Below are 20195 nucleotides of genomic sequence, written 5' to 3' on the forward strand. Positions count from 1 at the left end.
AAACCATACCGAGACGAGCGGAAGATGAGCGACGAACTGCTGAACCTGCGTAACCAGATCGACCATCTGGACGAAGAAATCCTTGCCCGCTTGGCCGAGCGGGCACGTCATGCCCAGCGTATCGGGACGATCAAGCAAGGCAATCTTTACCGTCCCGAACGCGAGGCCCAAGTGCTGCGTCGGCTGGCCGAGGCCAATCCGGGGCCGCTGCCGAACGCTGCGGTGCAGACCATCTTCCGCGAAATCATGTCGGCCTGTTTGGCGCTCGAACAGCCGCTCAAGGTGGGTTATCTGGGGCCGGCCGGCACGTTCTCGGAAAGCGCTTCGCGCAAGCATTTTGGCAGCGCGCCCAATTTTTTGCCGCTGGCCACCATCGACGACGTGTTCCGCGCCGTGGAGGCGGGCAACGTCGATTACGGCGTGGTGCCGGTGGAAAATTCCACCGAAGGCGCGGTCGGCGGCACGCTCGATTTGCTGCTGGCCAATCCGCTGAAAATCTGCGGCGAGGTCAATCTGCGCATTCATCAGCAGCTTTTGTCCCGCGCCGATGGCATCGGTGCGGCCAAGCGCCTGTATTCGCATGCGCAGTCCTTGGCGCAATGTCATGAATGGCTCAACCGCAATTTGGCCCACTTGCCGCGGGTGCCGGTGGCCAGTAACGCCGAGGCAGCCCGTCTGGCGGCCGAAGATCCGGAGTCCTGCGCGATTGCCGGGGAGGCCGCGGCCGAGCTGTACGGGCTGAAGGTGTTGGCCGCGAACATCGAGGACGACCCCAACAACACCACCCGTTTTTTGGTGATCGCCCGCCATGATGCCGGTCCGTCCGGTCAAGACCGCACTTCGCTGGTGTGCTCGGCGCCCAATCGGCCCGGAGCGATGCATGCACTGCTGGAACCCTTTGCCCGCCACGGGGTGAGCATGACCAAGCTGCAATCGCGCCCGGCGCGTGCCGGGTTATGGGAATACGTGTTTTATATCGATATCGAGGGTCATCAGAGCGAGGCGCCAGTGGCTGCTGCGCTGCAAGAACTCAACGAGCGGGCGGCTTTCGTCAAGATTTTGGGCTCCTATCCGGTGGCCGCCATCTGAGGCACGCGCCGGACAGATCGCGCCGGCGCCAGAAAAAACAGGAGATTTCCGATGAGTGCAGCCAGTCAGGCACCCGAATATATTCGTGCCATCTCGCCTTATCAGCCGGGCAAACCGATTGCCGAGCTGGCCCGCGAAATGGGCCTGCCCGAGGCCGGCATCGTCAAACTTGCTTCCAATGAAAATCCGCTGGGTATGGCCCCGCGCGCGCGCGAAGCGGCAATGGCAGCACTGTCGGGCATCGAGCGTTACCCGGATGGTAACGGTTTTGCCCTGAAGGCGGCGTTGTCCCGCCGATTGAATGTTGCGCCCGAGCAAATCGTGCTGGGCAATGGTTCGAACGATGTGCTGGAACTGGCCGCGCGGACTTTTCTTGCGCCCGGGCGTTCGGCGGTGTTCTCGCAATACGCTTTTGCGGTCTATCCCTTGGCCATCAACGCAGTCGGTGCGCGCGGCATCCAGGTGACGGCGAAGGATTATGGCCACGATCTGGATGCCATGGCCTCGGCCATCGAGGCGGACACACGGATCGTGTTCATTGCCAATCCCAACAATCCGACCGGCACCTTTTTGTTCGGGGCGGCGCTCGAAGCCTTCCTGCAACGGGTGCCGCAAGACGTATTGGTGGTGCTCGACGAAGCCTATACCGAGTATCTGAACGCCACGCAGCGCTACGACAGCATCCCGTGGTTGTCGCGGTTTTCCAATCTGCTGATTTCGCGGACCTTTTCCAAGGCTTATGGCTTGGCAGGGCTGCGGGTGGGTTATGGGATTGCTCATCCCGAGGTGGCCGATCTGATGAACCGGGTCCGTCAGCCGTTCAATGTGTCCAGTGTGGCGCTGGCCGCGGCCGAAGCGGCACTTCTGGATGAGGAATTCCTTGCGCAGAGCGCGCGGATGAACGAGCGCGGCATGGCGCAGATCACCGAGGCGCTGGCCGAACTCGGGCTGGAGTGGATTCCTTCTGCCGGCAATTTCGTCACTTTCAGGGTGGGGGATGCGGCCGCAGTCAATGCCAGTCTGCTGCGCCAGGGTGTGATCGTGCGCCCGATCGCCAGCTACGGCCTGCCTGAATGGCTGCGGGTGTCGATCGGCTTGCCGGAAGAAAACGCCCGTTTCATCGCCGCGTTGAAACAGGCCCTGGGCTGAGCGGGAGCGGACCGATGAGGCGGATCGGCAAGCTGGTGGTATGCGGAGTCGGCCTGATTGGCGGCTCTTTTGCGCTTGCGCTGCGGCGCGCCGGCATGGTCGAGCGGGTGGTCGGCATCGGACGCAGTCCCGCTTCGCTTGCGCGCGCGCTCGAGCTTGGCGTGATCGATGAAGCGGCCGATGACTGGGCGGGGGCGCTCGATCAGGCGGATTTCGTGCTGCTGGCAGCGCCAGTGGGCCAGATGGAGACGGTCATGGCTGCGATGGCCCCGCATTTGGGGTCGGCTACCGTGGTCAGCGACGCCGGGAGCACCAAGCGCGATGTCATCGAGGCCATCTACCGTCACCTGGGGGGACGGCTTGCCAATGTGGTGCCGGCCCATCCGATTGCCGGCGCGGAAAAAAGCGGCGTCGACGCCGCGTTTGCGTCGCTCTATCAAGGGAAGAAAGTGGTGCTGACACCACTGCCGGAAAATGCGCCGGAAGCGGTCGAGCGTGTGCGCGCGGCATGGGCCGCCTGTGGCGCGGTGATCCACCAGATGTCTGCGGCCGAGCATGACCGGGTGTTTGCCGCGGTCAGTCACCTGCCGCATCTGCTGGCTTTTGGCTTGGTTCATGATCTAGCCGGGCGGGCCAATGCAGAGCAGCTTTTTAGCTACGCGGCCAGCGGTTTTCGTGATTTCACCCGTATCGCCGGCAGCCACCCGGAAATGTGGCGTGACATTTGTATGGCCAACCGCCAAGCCCTGCTTGGCGAGCTCGACCAGTACCTGGCTGAACTGGCTTATCTACGCGCGTTGTTGCTGGCGGGCGACGCCGCCCGGTTGGAACGCTTGTTTGACGAGGCGCGCTGTGCGCGCAATGCCTGGGCCGAACAGCAACCTCCTCTGGCAAGCGAGTAAAGGCTTATGGAATATCTCGATCTGGTCCCATTACTGGGCGCTCGCGGGCGGGTGCGCCTGCCGGGCTCCAAAAGCATTTCCAATCGCGTACTGCTACTGGCCGCCATGGCCGAAGGCGAAACCGACATCCGCGATCTGCTGGCCTCGGACGATGTCGAACGCATGCTCGATGCCCTGCGTACGCTCGGTGTGGTGTGGCGGCGCCATGACGGTAGCGACCACTATGCGGTGCAGGGCGTGGGCGGCGCTTTTCCAGTGAAATCCGCCGAGCTTTTCCTCGGCAATGCCGGTACGGCCTTTCGCCCGCTGACCGCGGTGCTGGCGCTCGCTGGCGGCGAGTACCGTCTGTCGGGCGTCGCGCGCATGCATGAGCGCCCGATCGGTGACTTGGTCGATGCGCTGCGTCAAGCCGGCGCGGCCATCGATTACCTGGGCGCAGAAGGTTATCCGCCGCTGGCCATCCATCCGGCCAGGGTGCGAGCGGGCGGCACCTTGCGGGTGCGCGGCGATGTGTCCAGCCAGTTTCTTACCGCGCTGTTGATGGCACTACCGCTGACCGGCGAGGAGACCACCATCGAGGTGGTCGGCGAATTGATCTCCAAGCCTTATATCGCGATCACGCTGGCACTGATGGCGCGCTTTGGCGTCGAGGTACGCCGCGAGGGCTGGACGCGTTTTACCGTTCCGGCCGGCGCGCGCTACCGCAGCCCGGGCACGGTGTATGTCGAAGGCGACGCTTCGTCGGCGTCCTACTTTCTTGCCGCCGGTGCCATCGGCGGCGGTCCGGTGCGGGTGGAAGGTGTCGGCCGCGACAGCATTCAAGGCGACGTGCGCTTTGCCGAGGCGCTGGCGCAAATGGGCGCGCGCATCGACATGGGGCCGAACTGGATCGAGGCGAGTGCCCCGGAATCTGGCCGCTTGCGTGCCTACGACATGGATCTGAACCACATCCCGGATGCGGCGATGACCTTGGCGGTGACCGCGCTCTTTGCCGACGGCCGGTGCACGCTGCGCAACATCGCCAGTTGGCGGGTCAAGGAGACCGACCGCATTGCTGCGATGGCGACCGAATTGCGCAAAGTTGGGGCCACGGTCGAGGAAGGGCCCGATTACCTTGTCATCACCCCGCCGGCTGCCTTACAGGTGGCGCAGATCGACACCTACGACGATCACCGCATGGCAATGTGCTTTTCTCTGGTCAGCCTGGGCGGTGTGCGGGTGCGGATCAACGACCCCCAATGCGTCAACAAAACCTTTCCCGGCTATTTCGAGCGCTTTGCCGAGGTCGCACAACCGGTGCCGGTCATTGCCATCGACGGCCCGTCGGCCTCCGGCAAAGGCACGGTCGCGGCGCAAGTCGCCGCGGCCCTCGGTTGGCACTACCTGGATAGCGGCGCGCTCTACCGCACGGTAGCGTTGGCGGCCATGCGTGCCGGTGTGAGCCTGGACGACGAGCCACGGTTGGCGCACATCGCTGCTGCCTTGCCGGTGACCTTCGAAGGCGGTCGGATCTGGTTGGACGGTGAGGAAGTGACCGTGCAGATCCGCACCGAAGCGTGCTCGGTTGCCGCTTCCAAAGTTGCGGCGCTGCCAGCGGTGCGCCAAGCCTTGCTCGATCGCCAGCGTGATTTTCGCGCTGCGCCGGGCCTGGTGGCCGAAGGCCGGGACATCGGCTCGGTGGTGTTTCCGGATGCGTCACTCAAAGTGTTCTTGACCGCGTCGGTCCAGGCACGGGCCGAACGCCGTTATAAGCAGTTGATCGAAAAGGGGATGGCTGCTAACATGGAGAGTCTTTTACGGGAGCTTTCCGAACGGGATGCGCGTGATGCCGCCCGTGCGGTGGCGCCGTTAAAGCAACTGCCCGACGCCGAGCTTCTAGATACCACCTGCATGGGGGTGAAGCAGGCAGTGAGCTTTGTGCTCGAACGCGTGAGCGCTGTGCGGTCCATGGCAGCGTAGCATGCACGGCGTTTTTTGATGTCGCGGTATGCGGGATGGTCCTGCAGCCGTTTTTGCCAACCAACAATTTGGCCGTCCGTGGGGCGGCTTCCGGGTCTTCCTCAATCACATGTCTACCTCCACCCCTGTTTCCACCCAGGAAAGTTTCGCTGACCTTTTCGAAGAAAGTCTTGCCCGCCAGGAAATGCGCGCCGGTGAAGTCATCACTGCTGAAGTGGTGCGCATCGACCAAAACTTTGTGGTCGTCAATGCCGGTCTGAAATCCGAAAGCTATGTGCCGATCGAGGAGTTCCGCAACGATCGCGGTGAACTCGAAGTCAACGTTGGCGACTTCATCCATGTCGCCATCGAGGCGCTGGAAGATGGCTATGGCGAAACCCGCCTGTCCCGCGAAAAGGCCAAGCGTATCGCCGCCTGGAACGATTTGGAAAAGGCGCTCAACGAAGGTGCGCTGGTCAAGGGGGTGATCACCGGCCGCGTCAAGGGCGGTCTGACCGTGATGACCAACAGCATCCGTGCCTTCCTGCCAGGCTCTTTGGTCGACATGCGCCCGGTCAAAGACACCACGCCGTATGAAGGCAAAGAGTTCGAATTCAAGGTCATCAAGCTCGACCGCAAGCGTAACAACGTGGTCGTCTCCCGTCGCGCGGTGCTCGAAGAGTCCATGGGCGAAGAGCGCGAGAAGCTTTTGGCCAATCTGAAAGAAGGCTCCGTGGTCAAGGGCATCGTCAAGAACATCACCGATTATGGTGCGTTCGTTGACTTGGGCGGCATCGACGGTCTGCTGCATATTACCGATCTGGCCTGGCGCCGGGTTCGTCACCCGTCCGAAGTGCTCAACGTCGGCGACGAAATCGAAGCCAAGGTGCTCAAGTTCGATCAGGAGAAAAACCGCGTCTCCCTGGGTCTCAAGCAACTGGGCGAAGATCCGTGGGTCGGCATCTCCCGTCGCTATCCGCAAGGCACGCGTCTGTTCGGTAAAGTCACCAACATCACCGACTACGGCGCGTTCGTGGAAGTCGAGCAGGGCATCGAGGGCTTGGTGCACGTGTCCGAAATGGACTGGACCAACAAGAACATCCATCCGACCAAAGTCGTGCAGCTTGGCGATGAGGTCGAGGTGATGATTCTGGATATCGACGAAGACCGTCGCCGGATCTCCCTGGGGATGAAGCAATGCGTGCCCAACCCGTGGGAAGAGTTCAACATGAACCACAAGAAAGGCGACAAGGTCAGCGGGCAGATCAAGTCGATCACCGACTTCGGTGTGTTCATCGGCCTGGAAGGCGGCATCGACGGTCTGGTGCATCTGTCCGATCTGTCCTGGAGCGAACCGGGTGAAGAAGCCGTGCGTCGCTTCAAGAAGGGCGATGAGGTCGAAGCCGTCGTGCTGGCCATCGATGTCGAGCGCGAGCGCATTTCCCTCGGGGTCAAGCAGCTCGAAGGCGATCCCTTCACCAACTTCATCGCCACCCATGAAAAGAACGCCATCGTGCGTGGCACGGTGAAATCGGTCGAACCACGCGGTGCGGTCATTGCACTCAATGAAGATGTGGAAGGCTATCTGCGCGCTTCCGAAGCGGCCACTCACCGGGTGGATGACCTGACCACTGTGCTCAAGGAAGGTGATGAAATCGAAGCGGTGATCATCAACGTGGATCGCAAGACCCGCTCGATCAGCCTGTCGATTCGTGCCAAGGATCAGGCGGAGCAGTCCGAAGCCATGCAGAAGCTGGCGTCGGAAAGTTCGGCTGCCGCCGGCACCACCAATCTGGGTGCCTTGCTCAAGGCCAAACTGAACGAGCAAAAGCAGTAATCAGCCGATCATGACCAAATCGGAGCTGATTGCGCAGCTCGCGGCGCGTTTTCCGCAGCTGGTCGCAAAAGATGCCGATTACGCGGTCAAAACGATCCTCGATGCGATGACCGACGCGCTGGCGCGCGGGGATCGCATCGAGATCCGCGGCTTCGGGAGCTTTTCGCTCAACTACCGGCCTCCGCGGGTGGGACGTAACCCCAAGTCGGGTGAAAAAGTGCACGTGCCCGAAAAGTACGTCCCGCATTTCAAGGCAGGCAAGGAATTGCGCGAGCGTGTCGATCTGGCGGGCTGAGCGCTCGGTGCGACCGCTACAGATGTCGTAATCGGTCATCGAGGCGGCTCATGCCGCCTTCTTTTTTGTCGGTTCGTCGGAGATAATGCCTGCCCATGCGCCTCATCGTCTGGATCGCCCGCCTTCTGCTGTTCTTCCTGCTGTTCGGCTTTGCAGTCAAGAACGATCATCTGGTGCGCCTTGATTTTTTCTTCGGCGCAGGGTGGGAGCTGCCGTTGGTGTTCGTGATTGTGGTGATCTTTGCCGCCGGTGCGCTGCTTGGCGTGACCGCAACCTTCGGCTCGTTGCTGCGGCAAAGACGGGAAATCGCCCGCTTGCGCAAGCAGCTTGCGCGCAGTGAGCGGGATCGGCACGCCCCGCCGCGGGTGGACGCGCAGGCCCCCGATTCACTCTGACCGCCATGGAAATCGAACTCTGGTGGTTGCTGGCGCTGCCGCTTTTTTTTGCGCTCGGCTGGTTGGCGGCACGTATCGACATCAAGCAGGTGGTGCATGAGTCGCGCGCGCTGCCGCGCTCCTACCTCAACGGCCTGAATTTTCTGCTCAATGAACAGCAGGACAAGGCCATCGATGCCTTCATCGAGGCGGTCAAGATCGATCCGCACACCATTGAACTGCATTTTGCCCTTGGCAGTCTGTTCCGCCGTCGCGGCGAAACCGACCGGGCGATCCGCATGCACCAGAATTTGGTGGATCGGGAAGACTTGACCGAAGAGCAACGGCTGCAGGCGTTGAGCGAACTGGGCCAGGATTTTCTCAAAGCGGGCCTATTGGACCGGGCCGAGGCGGTGTTTCTCAAACTGCGCGGCACCCGTCTGAACGATGTGGCCTTGCGCTATTTGCTGGAGATTTACCAGCAGGAAAAAGATTGGGCCAAGGCAATCGAGGTGGCCGGTGCGCTGCCCGACCATGAGAGTGTGTTGTGGCGCACTGAAGTGGCCAATTTTCATTGCGAGTTGGCGGCTGCGGCATTGGCCGATTCGCGCCCAGAGCAAGCCCGGCGCCATATCGAGCAGGCGCTGGCAATCAATCCGCGCTGTGTGCGCGCCAGCTTGCTGTTGGGCGATTTGCTGGCGGCCGCGGGGCAGGATGAAGCCGCGTTGGAGGCGTGGAAGAAAATCGGTAGTCAGAATCCGGTCTATCTCGCGCTTGCCGCCGAGCGGGTCATGGAGGCCTATCGGCGCCTGGGGCGTGTCGAGCAGGGGCATGTGCTGCTACGTGCTTGGCTGCAACAGCATCCTTCGCTCGATCTACTCGATGAGGTTTTTCATTGGGAGCTCAAATCGCGTGGCGGGCAGGCCGCCTATGACCTGGTACGTGAAGAGTTACGCCGTAACCCGACCCTGCTGGGGCTGGATAAACTGCTCGAAGCGGCGCTGATTTCCGCTCCTGCCGAGCAGCGCAGCGACATCGAGCTGGTCAAGCAGCTGATCCACGGCCATACCCGCAAGGTGGCCCGTTACCGCTGCGATGCCTGCGGTTTCAAGGCAAGACAATTCCATTGGCGCTGCCCGGCCTGCGGCGGCTGGGAAACCTTCCCGCCGAAACGTACCGAGGAATTCGACCTGGGGCCTTGAGCGGCCGGGCAGCGGTTTTACGCCGCAAGCTGTCCCGCGACCGGTGCGTACGGGTTAACATCGCATCAAAACGCTGCTGCACCGATGTCGACATGAACTACAAAACTCTCGAAGATTACGTCGGCCAGACACCGCTGGTCAGACTCAAGCGCATCAACGCCGGGCGCAACAACGTCATCCTTGCCAAGCTGGAAGGCAACAACCCGGCCGGTTCGGTCAAGGACCGTCCCGCTCTGTCGATGATCGTTCGCGCCGAGGCACGCGGGCAGATCGCCCCCGGTGATACGCTGATCGAGGCCACCAGCGGCAACACCGGCATCGCCCTGGCCATGGCCGCAGCGATCCGTGGGTACCGCATGGTGTTGGTGATGCCGGAGAACCAAAGCGTGGAGCGCCGGCAAACGATGCGGGCGTTTGGCGCCGAATTGGTGCTCACCCCCAAGGAAGGCGGCATGGAAATGGCACGCGATGTCGCTGAGCGGATGCGCGACGAAGGGCGTGGGATCATCCTCGATCAGTTCGCCAACCCGGACAACCCGCTGGCGCATTTCGAGGGTACGGGTCCCGAGTTGTGGGAACAGACCGGCGGCACCATCACCCACTTTGTCAGTAGCATGGGCACCACCGGCACCATCATGGGCACCTCGCGTTTTCTCAAATCGCGCAATCCGGCCATCCGCATCATTGGCTGTCAGCCGGAGGAAGGCTCGCAAATTCCGGGCATCCGCAAGTGGCCCGAAGCCTATCTGCCCAAGATTTACGACCCCGGTTGTGTCGATGCACTCGAGTATGTCAGCCAGGCGGCGGCCGAGGAGATGACCCGGCGACTGGCGCGCGAAGAGGGTATCTTTGCCGGCATTTCCTCGGGCGGGGCCATGCACGTGGCCTTACGGATTGCTGCGCAGGTGGAAAATGCGGTGATCGTGTCGGTGGTGTGCGACCGTGGCGACCGCTACCTGTCCACGGGTGTGTTCCCCGGCTGAAGCGCCGTTGTTTGTCCGCTGCGGCCGCTGGCTGCGCACTCTGTTTGCGCTGGCGGTTGCCCTGTTGGCGGCATGGCCGGCGGCCGCACGGCAACTGACATTCAGTATCGACGGCGTCGATCATCCCGCCTTCAGCCTGCGGGACGTTCGCATCGTGCTCAATGCCGGTGCCGGGAGCGCCGATCTACGCATCGGGCGGTTGAACGCGGTCGGGTTTAGCGTGCGCGACCTGGGCCTGCACTGCGCGGTGTTCCGTTTTTCGGCTAGCGCGTTGATCTGTGAAGGCGGCCGCCTCGATCTACCTGGCTTGCCGGGTGGCGTCGCGGCTGTGTTGCAGGTCGACCCTTCGCGCCGTAGCGGCACGTTGCGGCTTCAGTTTTCCCCCGACGAAACCTTGGTGCTGGCTGTTGGACAGTCGGGCGCCGTAAAGGCGAGGTTTCAGGCGCTGGATCTTGCGCGCCTGGCCACTGTGCTACCGGTGCTGGCCCGCTGGCAGCCGCAGGGGCGTTTGAGCGGCAGTGCCGGCTACACCCCGGTTGATGGCGGCGAGTTGAAGCTGGCGGTGACGCTGGATCAAGGCGCCTTTTCCTCAGCAGACGGCCTGCAGGCCGGCCAGGGGCTGGCCTTCAGCCTGGACACCCGCGCCCGTCGGGTAGGTGGCGGCTGGCGTTGGCAGGCGAGCGCAGCCTGGAAGGCGGGCGAGGCCTACCTTCACGCGCTCTATCTCACCGCGGGGCCGCGTCTGCAGGCTGCGGGCAGTTATGCGGATGGGCGGGTGGAGGTGCACAGCGCCGCGCTGGCGCTCGACGGCGTGCGCAGCCTGGCTGCCAACGCAGTGGTCGACTTGCGGACCGGCCGACTGGACGATGCCGGACTGGCGATCGCCGAAGCCGACCTGGCGGTGATCGGCCCGATTTTCATTGCCCCCCTGGTGGCGCCGGCACAGGCCGACAGGCTCAAGTTCGCCGGGCACGCCAGTGTCGGGCTGCGCATCATCGACGGCAACTTGGTTGCGCTGGATGCCGCGCTTGACCAGGCCGGTTTCAGCCTGGATGGCACGGACCTGAGTTTCGGGCCGGTCAGTGGTGTCGTGCCGTGGCGCAGCGATACGGCGACCGAGGCGGTTCTGAAGGTGAAGGGCGGGCGTTGGCAGGCGCTGCAACTGGGCGAGTTCGAACTGATGGCCCGACTGCATGGCCGGCAATGGGAGGTACCACGCTTACGTATTCCGATGCTCGACGGTGCGCTGGTGTTTGAACGACTGGCCTTGCAGCATGGCGACGCGGGCTGGTCGGGGCAGGGCGGGGTGGTGGTCGAGCCGGTATCGATGCCGATGCTCACCCGCGCGCTGGGCTGGCCCGAAATGGCGGGCGTGTTGTCGGCGGCGCTGCCCGGGTTGCGGGTTTCGCCCGGCGAAGTGGTGTTAGACGGCACGCTGGTGGTGTCGGTGTTCGACGGATACCTGCAAGTGAGTCAACTGCGTCTGCTGGAGCCCTTTGGCGTTGCCGCGCACCTGTATGCCGATATCGATGCGCGTCATATCGACCTTGCGCAACTCACCCATACCTTTTCCTTCGGCAGCATCAGCGGTTACGTCGATGCTAATGTGAGCGGCCTGGAACTGGCGGGTTGGCGCCCAGTACGCTTCGATGCAAGGGTAGTCAGTAGTCCGGGTAGCTACCCGCGCCGCATCAGCCAGCGTGCGGTGCAAAACATCGGCGCGCTGGGCGGTGCGGGGGCGGTGGCTGCCATCCAGCGTAGCGTGCTGCGCTTTTTCGACTCGTTCGGTTACCGAGAAATTGGCCTGTCCTGCGTGCTGGCCAATGGCGTGTGCCAGATGGGCGGACTGGGCGATGTGGCCGGGGGCGGCTATCAGCTGGTGCGCGGCGGCGGTATCCCGGCGCTGAATGTCATCGGCTACAATCGCCAAGTCGATTGGCAGGAATTGATCGATCGACTGCAGGGGGCCATTGCATCCAACGCCGCCCCGATCATCCGTTAGGCTGGCACAGCGCTTCGATGACTGGCGTTTTGCGCCACAGGAAAGGTGAGCTCACCATGAATGCCGTCTTGCGCCCAGTGCTGTTGGTCGCTCTGTCGTTGGTCGGCAGCGCTTGCGTCACCATCAACATTTATTTTCCCGCCGCGGCGGCGGAAAAGGCCGCCGACCGCATCATCGACGAGGTCTGGCAGTTGCGCGGCACGCCGCCAGCGCCGAACTCGGATCATGGAGGAGCGCCGCAATGAATCTTTCTGCTTGGCTCAAAGCAGCGATGGCATCGCTGTGCATTGGTTTTGCCCTGCTTGCGGCCGCACAGGGTAATCTCGAAATCAACACGCCGGCCATTGCTGCATTGAAGCAATCCATGCAGCAGCGCCACGCCCAGCTTGCCCCGCTGTATGCCGCAGGAGTGGTCGGACTTGCGGCCGACGGCACCGTGACCCTGCGCGATGTCTCCAGTTTGCCGCTGGCCAACAGGGCGCAGGCAAATGCCCTGGTGGCAGCCGAGAACGCCGACCGCGCCGCGTTGTATCGGGAAATCGCGCGTGCCAACGGTCGCCCGGAATGGGAAACCGAAGTGCGTAAGACCTTTGCCCAACGTTGGATCGAGCGGGCGCAGCCGGGCTGGTGGGTGCAACGTGGCGGTGCTTGGGTGCAGAAATGACGCCGGTGCTGGTTTTCGATATCGAAACCATCCCCGATGTGGCCGGTATTCGGGCGCTTCATGGTTTGCCCGCTACGCTGTCTGACTACGAGGTGGCCGAGTTCGCTTTCCAGCAACGGCGTGCCGCCCATGGCAGCGACTTTCTGCCGCATCACTTGCATCGCATCGTCACTATTTCCTGTGTGTTGCGCGATGCCAGCCAGTTCCGGGTGTTCTCCCTGTCCGAGCCGCAGATCGATGAGCGGCAAATCATTCAACGCTTTTTCGATGGTATCGAACGTTACGTGCCGCAGATCGTGTCATGGAACGGTGGCGGTTTCGACCTTCCGGTATTGCATTATCGTGGGCTGATTCATCGAGTCAGCGCGCCACGCTACTGGGACATGGGCGAGGGAGGGTACGGCGATTCGCGTGACTTCAAGTGGAACAATTACATCAGCCGCTACCATCAGCGCCACCTCGACCTGATGGATCTGTTGGCGCTGTACCAGCCGCGTGCCAACGCGCCGCTCGATGAGATGGCCAAACTGATGGGTTATCCCGGCAAGCTGGGGATGGATGGCAGTGCGGTGTGGCAAGCCTGGCAAGACGGCAAGGCCGACAAGATCCGTGATTACTGCGAGACCGATGTGGTCAATACCTACCTGGTGTATCTCGGTTTTGAGCGTATGCGTGGGCACATCGACGACGCCGCGCACGATGCGGAAGTGGCGCTGGTGCGGGATACGTTATCGCGGATGGACGCGCCCCACTGGGCGGCGTATCTGGCAGCCTGGCCGGAATGCGAGCGCCGCGAATAGGCGCGTGCGACAAAGTGCTTTACAGGGGCTGCGGAATCTTTATAATGCGCGGCTCTTAGCAGGCGCGTAGCTCAGCTGGTTAGAGCACCACCTTGACATGGTGGGGGTCGTTGGTTCGAGTCCAATCGCGCCTACCAAACAACTGGAGCCGGAAACAATGTTCCGAACTACTACTACCGAATCCTGAAACTGATAGGTCGGGTTCCGCTGTAGTGCTCCAAGAAAAAGTGCGGTCTCGACCGCACTTTTTTTTCGTCTGTACATCCCGGTTCGAGCCGGGGTCAGCCTGAGGTCTGTACGATGCCAAACATTACGCTTCCGGATGGTTCCGTCCGCCGTTTCGAACAGCCGGTCACGGTGGACGAGGTTGCTGCATCCATTGGTGCAGGGCTGGCAAAGGCCGCACTGGCTGGCCGGGTGGACGGCCGCCTGGTCGATCTGTCGCATCGTCTGGACTGTGACGCGGAACTGGCGATCATCACCGACAAGATGCCCGAGGGGCTGGACATCATCCGGCATTCGACGGCGCATCTTTTGGCGCACGCGGTCAAAGAACTGTTTCCGGATGCGCAGGTGACCATCGGTCCGGTGATCGAAAACGGCTTCTACTACGACTTTGCTTACAAGCGCCCGTTCACCCCGGACGATCTGGAAAAGATCGAGCAGCGTATGGCGGAACTGGCCAAACGCGACATTCCGGTGGTGCGCGAAGTGTGGGCGCGCGACCGTGCGGTGGAATTCTTCAAGGCGCAGGGCGAGTATTACAAAGCCGAGATCATCGCCTCGATCCCGCCCGAGGAGGACGTGTCGCTGTATCGGCAGGGGGATTTCATCGACTTGTGTCGGGGCCCGCACGTGCCCAGCACGGCCAAGCTCAAGGTTTTCAAGCTGATGAAGGTGGCTGGTGCTTATTGGCGTGGCGACGCCAAAAACGAGATGCTGCAGCGTATATACGGCACCGCCTGGGCCAAGAAGGACGAGCTGGACGCTTACTTGCACATGCTCGAAGAGGCCGAAAAGCGAGACCACCGCAAGTTGGGTCAGCAACTCGATTTATTCCATTTCCAGGATGAGGCGCCAGGGTCGGTGTTCTGGCATCCCAAAGGTTGGCGCTTGTTTCAGCGCTTGATCAGCTATATGCGCGACCGGCAGGAGGCAGCCGGTTATGTCGAGATCAATACCCCCGACGTGATGGATCGTGGTCTGTGGGAAACCTCCGGTCATTGGCAGAACTACCGCCAGAACATGTTTACGACGCAGACCGAAGACGAGCGGGTATTCGCGCTCAAACCGATGAACTGTCCGGGCGCGGTGTCGATGTTCGCTCAAGGGCTCAAAAGCTATCGCGATTTGCCGCTGCGCATGGCCGAGTTCGGCAAGGTGCACCGCTATGAACCGTCCGGGGCGCTGCACGGCTTGCTAAGGGTGCGTCACTTCACGCAGGACGACGCGCACATTTTCTGTACCGAAGAGCAGATGGAGCAGGAGTGCAAAGATGTGGTCGCGCTGATCCTTGATATCTATAAGGATTTCGGTTTCGACAACGTGCGCATCAAGCTCTCCACTCGACCGAACAACCGCATCGGCACCGATGAGACCTGGGACAAGCTCGAAGGTGCGCTGGCCGCTGCGCTCGACCATATGGGCATGGCCTATGAGTTGTTTCCCGGTGAAGGGGCGTTTTATGGCCCCAAGCTGGAGTTCGTGCTGCGCGACACCATCGGTCGCGACTGGCAGTGCGGCACCTTGCAGGTGGACATGAACCTGCCGGAGCGTTTTGACATCACCTATGTGGCCGAAGACAACTCGCGTCGCCGCCCGGTGATGCTGCATCGCGCGCTGTTTGGTTCGCTGGAGCGATTCACCGGCATTCTGATCGAGCATTACGCCGGGGCGTTGCCGCTTTGGTTGGCGCCGCAGCATGCGGTGGTGATGAACATTTCCGAAGGACAGGCCGACTACGCCAACAAGGTGGCGGCGCAGTTGCGCCAGGCCGGCTTCCGTGTCGATGCGGATTTGCGCAATGAAAAGATTAACTATAAAATCCGCGAACATAGCGTGCACAAGCTGCCCTATCTACTGATAGTCGGCGAAAAAGAAAAAGCCGAAGGAAAGGTTGCGGTGCGCGCCCGGGGTGGCCAGGATCTTGGCCCAATGACCCTAGAATCACTGATCGGTCGCTGGCGTCGCGAAATCGAAGCGAAAGCCGGTCCGGTCTGATTTTTTGTAAATTTCTGGAGAGGAACCATCGCTCAAGACAAAAAGCAGCGCGTCAATGGGGAGATCAACGCGCCTGAGGTCCGGCTGGTCGGTGAAGATGGCGAACAGCTCGGCATCGTGTCCCTGAACGCAGCGCTCAGTATCGCGGAAGAAGCCGGTCTGGACTTGGTCGAAATCGCACCGATGGCAAAGCCGCCGGTGTGCAAGGTGATGGATTACGGCAAGTTCAAGTACCAGGAGCAAAAAAAGGCCCATGAAGCCCGTTTGAAGCAAAAACAGGTTCAGGTCAAGGAAATCAAGCTGCGTCCCGGTACCGACGAAAACGATTACCAGATCAAGCTGCGCAATTTGAAGCGGTTTCTCGAAGACGGCGACAAGTGCAAGGTCACCTTGCGTTTTCGCGGTCGCGAAATGGCCCACCAGGAGTTTGGTTTGCGCCAGTTGGAACGAATCAAGGCCGACTTGGAGGAATTGGGCCAGGTCGAGCAGATGCCCAAAATGGAAGGGCGTCAAATGATCATGGTGATTGCGCCGATCAAAAAGCATCGCTGATCGTGCGGTTGCCCTGAAAGCCCGTGTAGGGCAAACGGCGGCATGCCGCCGTAAAACAAGTGGTGTCAGGTTGTCAAAGCAGCCGTCTAGGCTGCTACCTGGCGGCATTCATAAACCAGGAGTTAGCAATGCCCAAGATGAAGACCAAGAGCGGCGCCGCAAAGCGTTTCAAGGTCCGCTCCAGTGGTGGGATCAAGCGGTCCCAGGCGTTCAAGCGCCACATCCTTACCAAGAAAACCACCAAAGCCAAGCGCCAGCTGCGTGGCATGACCGAAGTGCATGCTGCCGATGTGAAGCTGATCCGCGCCATGCTGCCATACGCTTGATAGGAGACCGCCATGCCCCGAGTCAAACGTGGTGTAACCGCCCGCGCCCGTCACAAAAAAGTACTGGATCAGGCCAAGGGCTACCGCGGCCGTCGTAAAAACGTTTATCGCGTCGCCAAGCAGGCGGTGATGAAAGCCGGGCAGTACGCCTACCGCGACCGTCGTCAGCGTAAGCGCCAGTTCCGTGCCTTGTGGATTGCCCGCATCAACGCGGCCGCGCGCGAGCTGGGTTTGACCTACTCGACCTTCATGAACGGCCTGAAAAAGGCTGCGGTGGAAGTCGATCGTAAGGTGCTGGCCGATCTGGCGGTGTTCGACAAGCCGGCGTTTGCCGCGCTCGCCGAACAGGCCCGGGCCAAACTTGCTGCGTAATCACTCGCAGCATCGAAAAAGGAGGCCTGGCCTCCTTTTTTTTTCCTGTCATTTTCCACGGTCTGACATGGACAATCTGGATCAACTGGTTCAACAAGCCACCGCCGAATTTGCCGCGGCCACCGACAGCGCTCAGCTCGAACAGGCCAAGGCGCGTTACTTGGGTAAAAGCGGATCGCTGACCGAGTTGCTCAAGGGGCTGGGCAAGCTCGATGGCGAGGCGCGCAAGGCTGCGGGTGCTCAGATCAACCAGGCGAAGGCGGCCGTAGAAGGCGCGCTGGAAGCGCGGCGCGCGGCCTTGCGTGAGGCTGCGCTGTTGGCCCAGCTCGCCGCCGAGGCCCTGGATGTGACGCTGCCGGGGCGCGGGGATGCGCCGGGGGGGCTGCATCCGACCAGCCGCACGCTGGCGCGTATCGAAGCGCTGTTTGGTTCGATTGGTTTCGTGGTGGCCGATGGTCCCGAAATCGAGACCGATTGGCATAACTTTACCGCGCTCAACACGCCCGAAAATCATCCGGCACGCTCCATGCACGACACCTTCTATCTCGAAGGCCACGATGACGTGCTGCTGCGCACTCATACCAGTCCGGTGCAGATCCGCGCGATGCTGGCCCATGTGGCGCGCCACAGCGGTCTCGATCCGATGCCCGAACTGCGGGTGATCGCCCCGGGGCGGGTTTATCGGGTCGATTCCGATGCCACCCATTCGCCGATGTTCCATCAGGTTGAAGGTCTGTGGGTGGGGGAGAACGTCAGTTTTGCCGACCTCAAAGGCGTGATCGCCGACTTTTTGCGCAAGTTTTTTGAAACCGACGATCTGCAAGTGCGGTTTCGTCCATCGTTCTTTCCTTTCACCGAGCCCAGTGCGGAGATCGATGTGGCGTTCATGAGCGGGGCGCTCAAGGGACGATGGTTGGAGATCGCCGGCTGCGGCATGGTGCATCCGAACGTACTGCGCTTTGGCGGCATCGATCCCGAGCGCTACACCGGCTTCGCTTTCGGCATGGGGCCCGACCGTCTGACCATGTTGCGCTATGGCGTCAATGACCTGCGCCTGTTCTTCGAGGGCGATCTGCGCTTCTTGAGTCAATTCAGGTAATCGAATCATGCAATTTTCGGAAAAGTGGTTGCGGAGCCTCGTCAATCCGCCGCTAGACAGTGATGCGCTTGGCCATCTGTTGACCATGGCCGGCCTGGAAGTCGAAGAAGCGGAGCAGGTTGCCCCGTCGTTTACATCGGTGGTGGTGGCCCGCATCGTGGAAACGGAAAAGCACCCCAATGCCGACAAGCTCAAAGTCTGCAAGGTCGATGTGGGTCAAGGCGAACTGCTGCAGATCGTTTGCGGTGCGCCCAATGCAGCGGCCGGTATGTTGGTGCCTTGTGCGAAGGTCGGTGCGGTGCTGCCTGGCGACTTTGCCATCAAGGCGGCCAAGCTGCGCGGTGTGGGGTCCTATGGCATGCTGTGCTCGGCCCGCGAACTGGGGCTGTCTGAGGACCATAGCGGTCTGATGGAACTACCCGCGGACCTGCCGGTGGGCCAAGACATCCGCGAGGCGCTCGTACTCGACGATATCCGCTTTACCATCAAACTCACCCCCAATCGCGCCGATTGTCTCAGCCTGACCGGTGTCGCGCGTGAGGTGGCGGCATTGACCGGCGCCGCACTCCGCTTGCCTGGCGCGGACGCGGTGGTGCCCACCGTCGACGCCCGCCGTGGGATCGTTCTCGACGCGCCAGAAGCTTGCCCGCGCTATTGCGGAAGAATCATCCGCGGCGTCGACGCCAAGGCGCCTACCCCGGAATGGATGAAGCGGCGGCTGCAACACAGCGGCGTGCGTGCCATCAGCGCGCTGGTCGACATCACCAACTATGTGATGCTGGAACTAGGTCAGCCGCTGCACGCATTCGACAACGCCCGCTTAGCCGGCAGCATTCACGTGCGTTATGCGCGCGCAGGCGAGCAACTGCTGTTGCTCAATGGTCAGACGGTAACACCCGGCGCAGATACCCTGCTGATCGCTGACCAGGCCCGCGCGTTGGCGCTGGCCGGCATCATGGGCGGCGAAGAAAGCGGCATCACGCTGGCGACCACCGAGGTGTTTCTCGAAAGCGCTTTCTTTGCGCCCACAGCCATCGCAGGCCGGGCACGAAGCTATGGTTTTTCCTCCGATGCCGCGCACCGTTTCGAGCGCGGGGTGGACTTCGAGTTGCCGCGCTTGGCGATGGAGCGCGCCACACGCTTGATCCTGGAGATCTGTGGCGGCGAGGCTGGCCCGGTGGAAGAGGCGGTATCGCCACAGCATTTGCCTGCCCGCCCTGCAGTACGCCTGCGTCCTGCGCGGGTGCGCAAGCTTCTGGGTATCGACCTGGACGATGAAGCGATTGCCGCCTTGCTCGAACGGGTGCATCTCGCCGTGCGTCGTGAAGGGGCCGATCTTTGGGTGACACCGCCGTCTTTCCGTTTCGATATCGAAATCGAGGAAGACCTGGTCGAGGAGGTCGCCCGCTTGCACGGCTACGACAACATCCCTGCCGTGGCGCCGAAAGGCGTGCTGTTGATGGGTGAACAAGCCGAAAACCGCCGTTCGGTCTGGGATGTTCGGCAATCGATCGCTGCGCGGGATTACCAGGAAGTGGTCAATTTTGCCTTTGTGGATGCGGCCTGGGAGCGCGATTTCTGCGCCAATCCGGACCCGATTCGCCTGGCCAATCCGATTGCCAGTCAGATGAGCGTGATGCGCTCCAGTCTTATCCCGGGTCTGGCTGCCAACGTGGTCACCAACCGCAATCGCCAACAGGAACGCGTGCGCGTGTTCGAGATCGGTCGCTGCTTTGAACGCAAAGCCGACGGCGAACCGGTGAGCGGATTCCGTCAGCCCTTGATGCTCGCCGCCTTGGCCGCCGGTCCGGCGCAGCGCGAGCAGTGGGGTGCTGCGGCGCGCAAGGTTGATTTCTACGATGTCAAGGGCGACTTGGAAGCGCTGTTTGCGCCAGAACGCCTGGCCTTCGAACGTGTGTCCCATCCGGCGCTGCATCCGGGCCGGGCAGCGACGGTGATGCTCGACGGACGGCGTATCGGCATCATCGGCGAGCTGCATCCGGTATGGGTCCAGCGCTACGAATTGGGTGCTGCTCCGGTGGTGTTCGAGGTGGAACTGGACGCGACCCTGTCCGCTCATCAGCCGGTGTTCAAAGAGTATTCGCGTCAGCCTGCGGTGGTGCGCGATCTGGCGCTGGTGGTGGGGCAGGAGCTGGCGGCGGCAACGGTGCTGGCCGTACTTCAAGAGGCGGCGCCGGCGATCGTGAGCGATATTCGTCTGTTCGATGTCTACGTTGGCAAGGGCATCGAGCCGGAGAAAAAGAGCCTTGCTTTCAGGGTATTGATGCAAGATACTCAGCGCACGCTTGAAGAAGCGGAGGTGGAGCAGGCCATTGAAGCGCTCGTTCGGCACGCAGAAGTAAAAATCGGTGCCCGGTTGCGTGGCTAAGG

The 20195-nt window shown here is 61.8% G+C and carries 19 protein-coding genes and 1 tRNA gene; all 20 read left to right on the top strand.

The features are described from left to right. The first annotated feature begins 24 nt into the window (after window positions 1-24). The 20 genes from pheA (at window position 25) to pheT (ending at window position 20193) form a co-directional block, all read left to right on the top strand. Window positions 25-1089, top strand: coding sequence for a prephenate dehydratase (pheA, locus tag DIE29_RS04720; RefSeq protein ID WP_102042170.1), 1065 nt, complete (start codon window positions 25-27; stop codon window positions 1087-1089). A gap of 51 nt (window positions 1090-1140) precedes the next feature. Next, a complete protein-coding gene (hisC, locus tag DIE29_RS04725) occupies window positions 1141-2238 on the top strand; it encodes a histidinol-phosphate transaminase (RefSeq protein ID WP_114649354.1) in 1098 nt (365 codons plus the stop codon). Window positions 2239-2252: 14 nt separating this feature from the next. After that, window positions 2253-3140, top strand: coding sequence for a prephenate dehydrogenase (locus tag DIE29_RS04730; RefSeq protein WP_114649355.1), 888 nt, complete (start codon window positions 2253-2255; stop codon window positions 3138-3140). Window positions 3141-3146: 6 nt separating this feature from the next. Further along, a complete protein-coding gene (locus DIE29_RS04735; protein WP_114649356.1) occupies window positions 3147-5099 on the top strand; it encodes a bifunctional 3-phosphoshikimate 1-carboxyvinyltransferase/cytidylate kinase in 1953 nt (650 codons plus the stop codon). 109 nt (window positions 5100-5208) lie between these two features. Beyond that, on the top strand, window positions 5209-6915 hold the full coding sequence (gene rpsA / locus DIE29_RS04740) for a 30S ribosomal protein S1 (protein ID WP_114650266.1): 1707 nt from the start codon (window positions 5209-5211) through the stop codon (window positions 6913-6915). A 10-nt stretch (window positions 6916-6925) separates the two neighbouring features. Beyond that, the gene (locus DIE29_RS04745) at window positions 6926-7210 is read left to right on the top strand and encodes an integration host factor subunit beta (RefSeq protein ID WP_102042166.1); all 285 of its coding nucleotides are present in this window, start codon (window positions 6926-6928) and stop codon (window positions 7208-7210) included. 95 nt (window positions 7211-7305) lie between these two features. Next, window positions 7306-7605 carry a LapA family protein gene (locus DIE29_RS04750; protein ID WP_108080378.1) on the top strand — a complete coding sequence of 100 codons (300 nt, stop codon included), beginning with the start codon at window positions 7306-7308 and terminating at the stop codon, window positions 7603-7605. A gap of 5 nt (window positions 7606-7610) precedes the next feature. Continuing rightward, window positions 7611-8786 carry a lipopolysaccharide assembly protein LapB gene (gene lapB, locus DIE29_RS04755; RefSeq protein WP_108080377.1) on the top strand — a complete coding sequence of 392 codons (1176 nt, stop codon included), beginning with the start codon at window positions 7611-7613 and terminating at the stop codon, window positions 8784-8786. Window positions 8787-8878: 92 nt separating this feature from the next. After that, complete coding sequence (cysM, locus tag DIE29_RS04760; protein WP_114649357.1) at window positions 8879-9769, top strand: cysteine synthase CysM; 891 nt, start codon at window positions 8879-8881, stop codon at window positions 9767-9769. Further along, window positions 9729-11771: a translocation/assembly module TamB domain-containing protein gene (locus DIE29_RS04765; RefSeq protein WP_162860589.1), complete on the top strand. Its 2043-nt coding sequence runs from the start codon at window positions 9729-9731 to the stop codon at window positions 11769-11771. The genes cysM and DIE29_RS04765 overlap by 41 nt, the downstream gene beginning before the upstream one ends. Before the next feature lie 56 nt (window positions 11772-11827). Further along, entirely contained in the window at window positions 11828-12016 is a 189-nt protein-coding gene (locus tag DIE29_RS04770; protein WP_102042162.1) for a hypothetical protein, read from the top strand. Further along, a complete protein-coding gene (locus tag DIE29_RS04775) occupies window positions 12013-12435 on the top strand; it encodes a YdbL family probable chaperone protein (RefSeq protein WP_114649359.1) in 423 nt (140 codons plus the stop codon). The genes DIE29_RS04770 and DIE29_RS04775 overlap by 4 nt, the downstream gene beginning before the upstream one ends. Beyond that, window positions 12432-13235 (top strand): 3'-5' exonuclease, encoded by an 804-nt coding sequence (locus tag DIE29_RS04780; protein WP_102042160.1) that lies wholly within the window; start codon window positions 12432-12434, stop codon window positions 13233-13235. The genes DIE29_RS04775 and DIE29_RS04780 overlap by 4 nt, the downstream gene beginning before the upstream one ends. A 60-nt stretch (window positions 13236-13295) precedes the next feature. Continuing rightward, a tRNA-Val gene (locus DIE29_RS04785) sits at window positions 13296-13372 on the top strand. 163 nt (window positions 13373-13535) lie between these two features. Continuing rightward, window positions 13536-15455 carry a threonine--tRNA ligase gene (thrS, locus tag DIE29_RS04790; protein WP_114649360.1) on the top strand — a complete coding sequence of 640 codons (1920 nt, stop codon included), beginning with the start codon at window positions 13536-13538 and terminating at the stop codon, window positions 15453-15455. 84 nt (window positions 15456-15539) lie between these two features. Then, the gene (infC, locus tag DIE29_RS04795) at window positions 15540-16007 is read left to right on the top strand and encodes a translation initiation factor IF-3 (protein WP_335740055.1); all 468 of its coding nucleotides are present in this window, start codon (window positions 15540-15542) and stop codon (window positions 16005-16007) included. Window positions 16008-16135: 128 nt separating this feature from the next. Continuing rightward, window positions 16136-16333: a 50S ribosomal protein L35 gene (gene rpmI / locus DIE29_RS04800; protein WP_102042157.1), complete on the top strand. Its 198-nt coding sequence runs from the start codon at window positions 16136-16138 to the stop codon at window positions 16331-16333. A 12-nt stretch (window positions 16334-16345) separates the two neighbouring features. Further along, window positions 16346-16705 (top strand): 50S ribosomal protein L20, encoded by a 360-nt coding sequence (rplT, locus tag DIE29_RS04805; RefSeq protein ID WP_102042156.1) that lies wholly within the window; start codon window positions 16346-16348, stop codon window positions 16703-16705. Window positions 16706-16772: 67 nt separating this feature from the next. Further along, window positions 16773-17804 (top strand): phenylalanine--tRNA ligase subunit alpha, encoded by a 1032-nt coding sequence (pheS, locus tag DIE29_RS04810; RefSeq protein WP_102042155.1) that lies wholly within the window; start codon window positions 16773-16775, stop codon window positions 17802-17804. A gap of 7 nt (window positions 17805-17811) precedes the next feature. Beyond that, the gene (gene pheT, locus DIE29_RS04815; RefSeq protein WP_114649361.1) at window positions 17812-20193 is read left to right on the top strand and encodes a phenylalanine--tRNA ligase subunit beta; all 2382 of its coding nucleotides are present in this window, start codon (window positions 17812-17814) and stop codon (window positions 20191-20193) included. The last annotated feature ends 2 nt before the right edge of the window (window positions 20194-20195 follow it).

It is taken from the genome of Pseudothauera hydrothermalis, from assembly GCF_003345255.1.
GTDB classification, from domain to species: Bacteria; Pseudomonadota; Gammaproteobacteria; order Burkholderiales; family Rhodocyclaceae; genus Pseudothauera; species Pseudothauera hydrothermalis.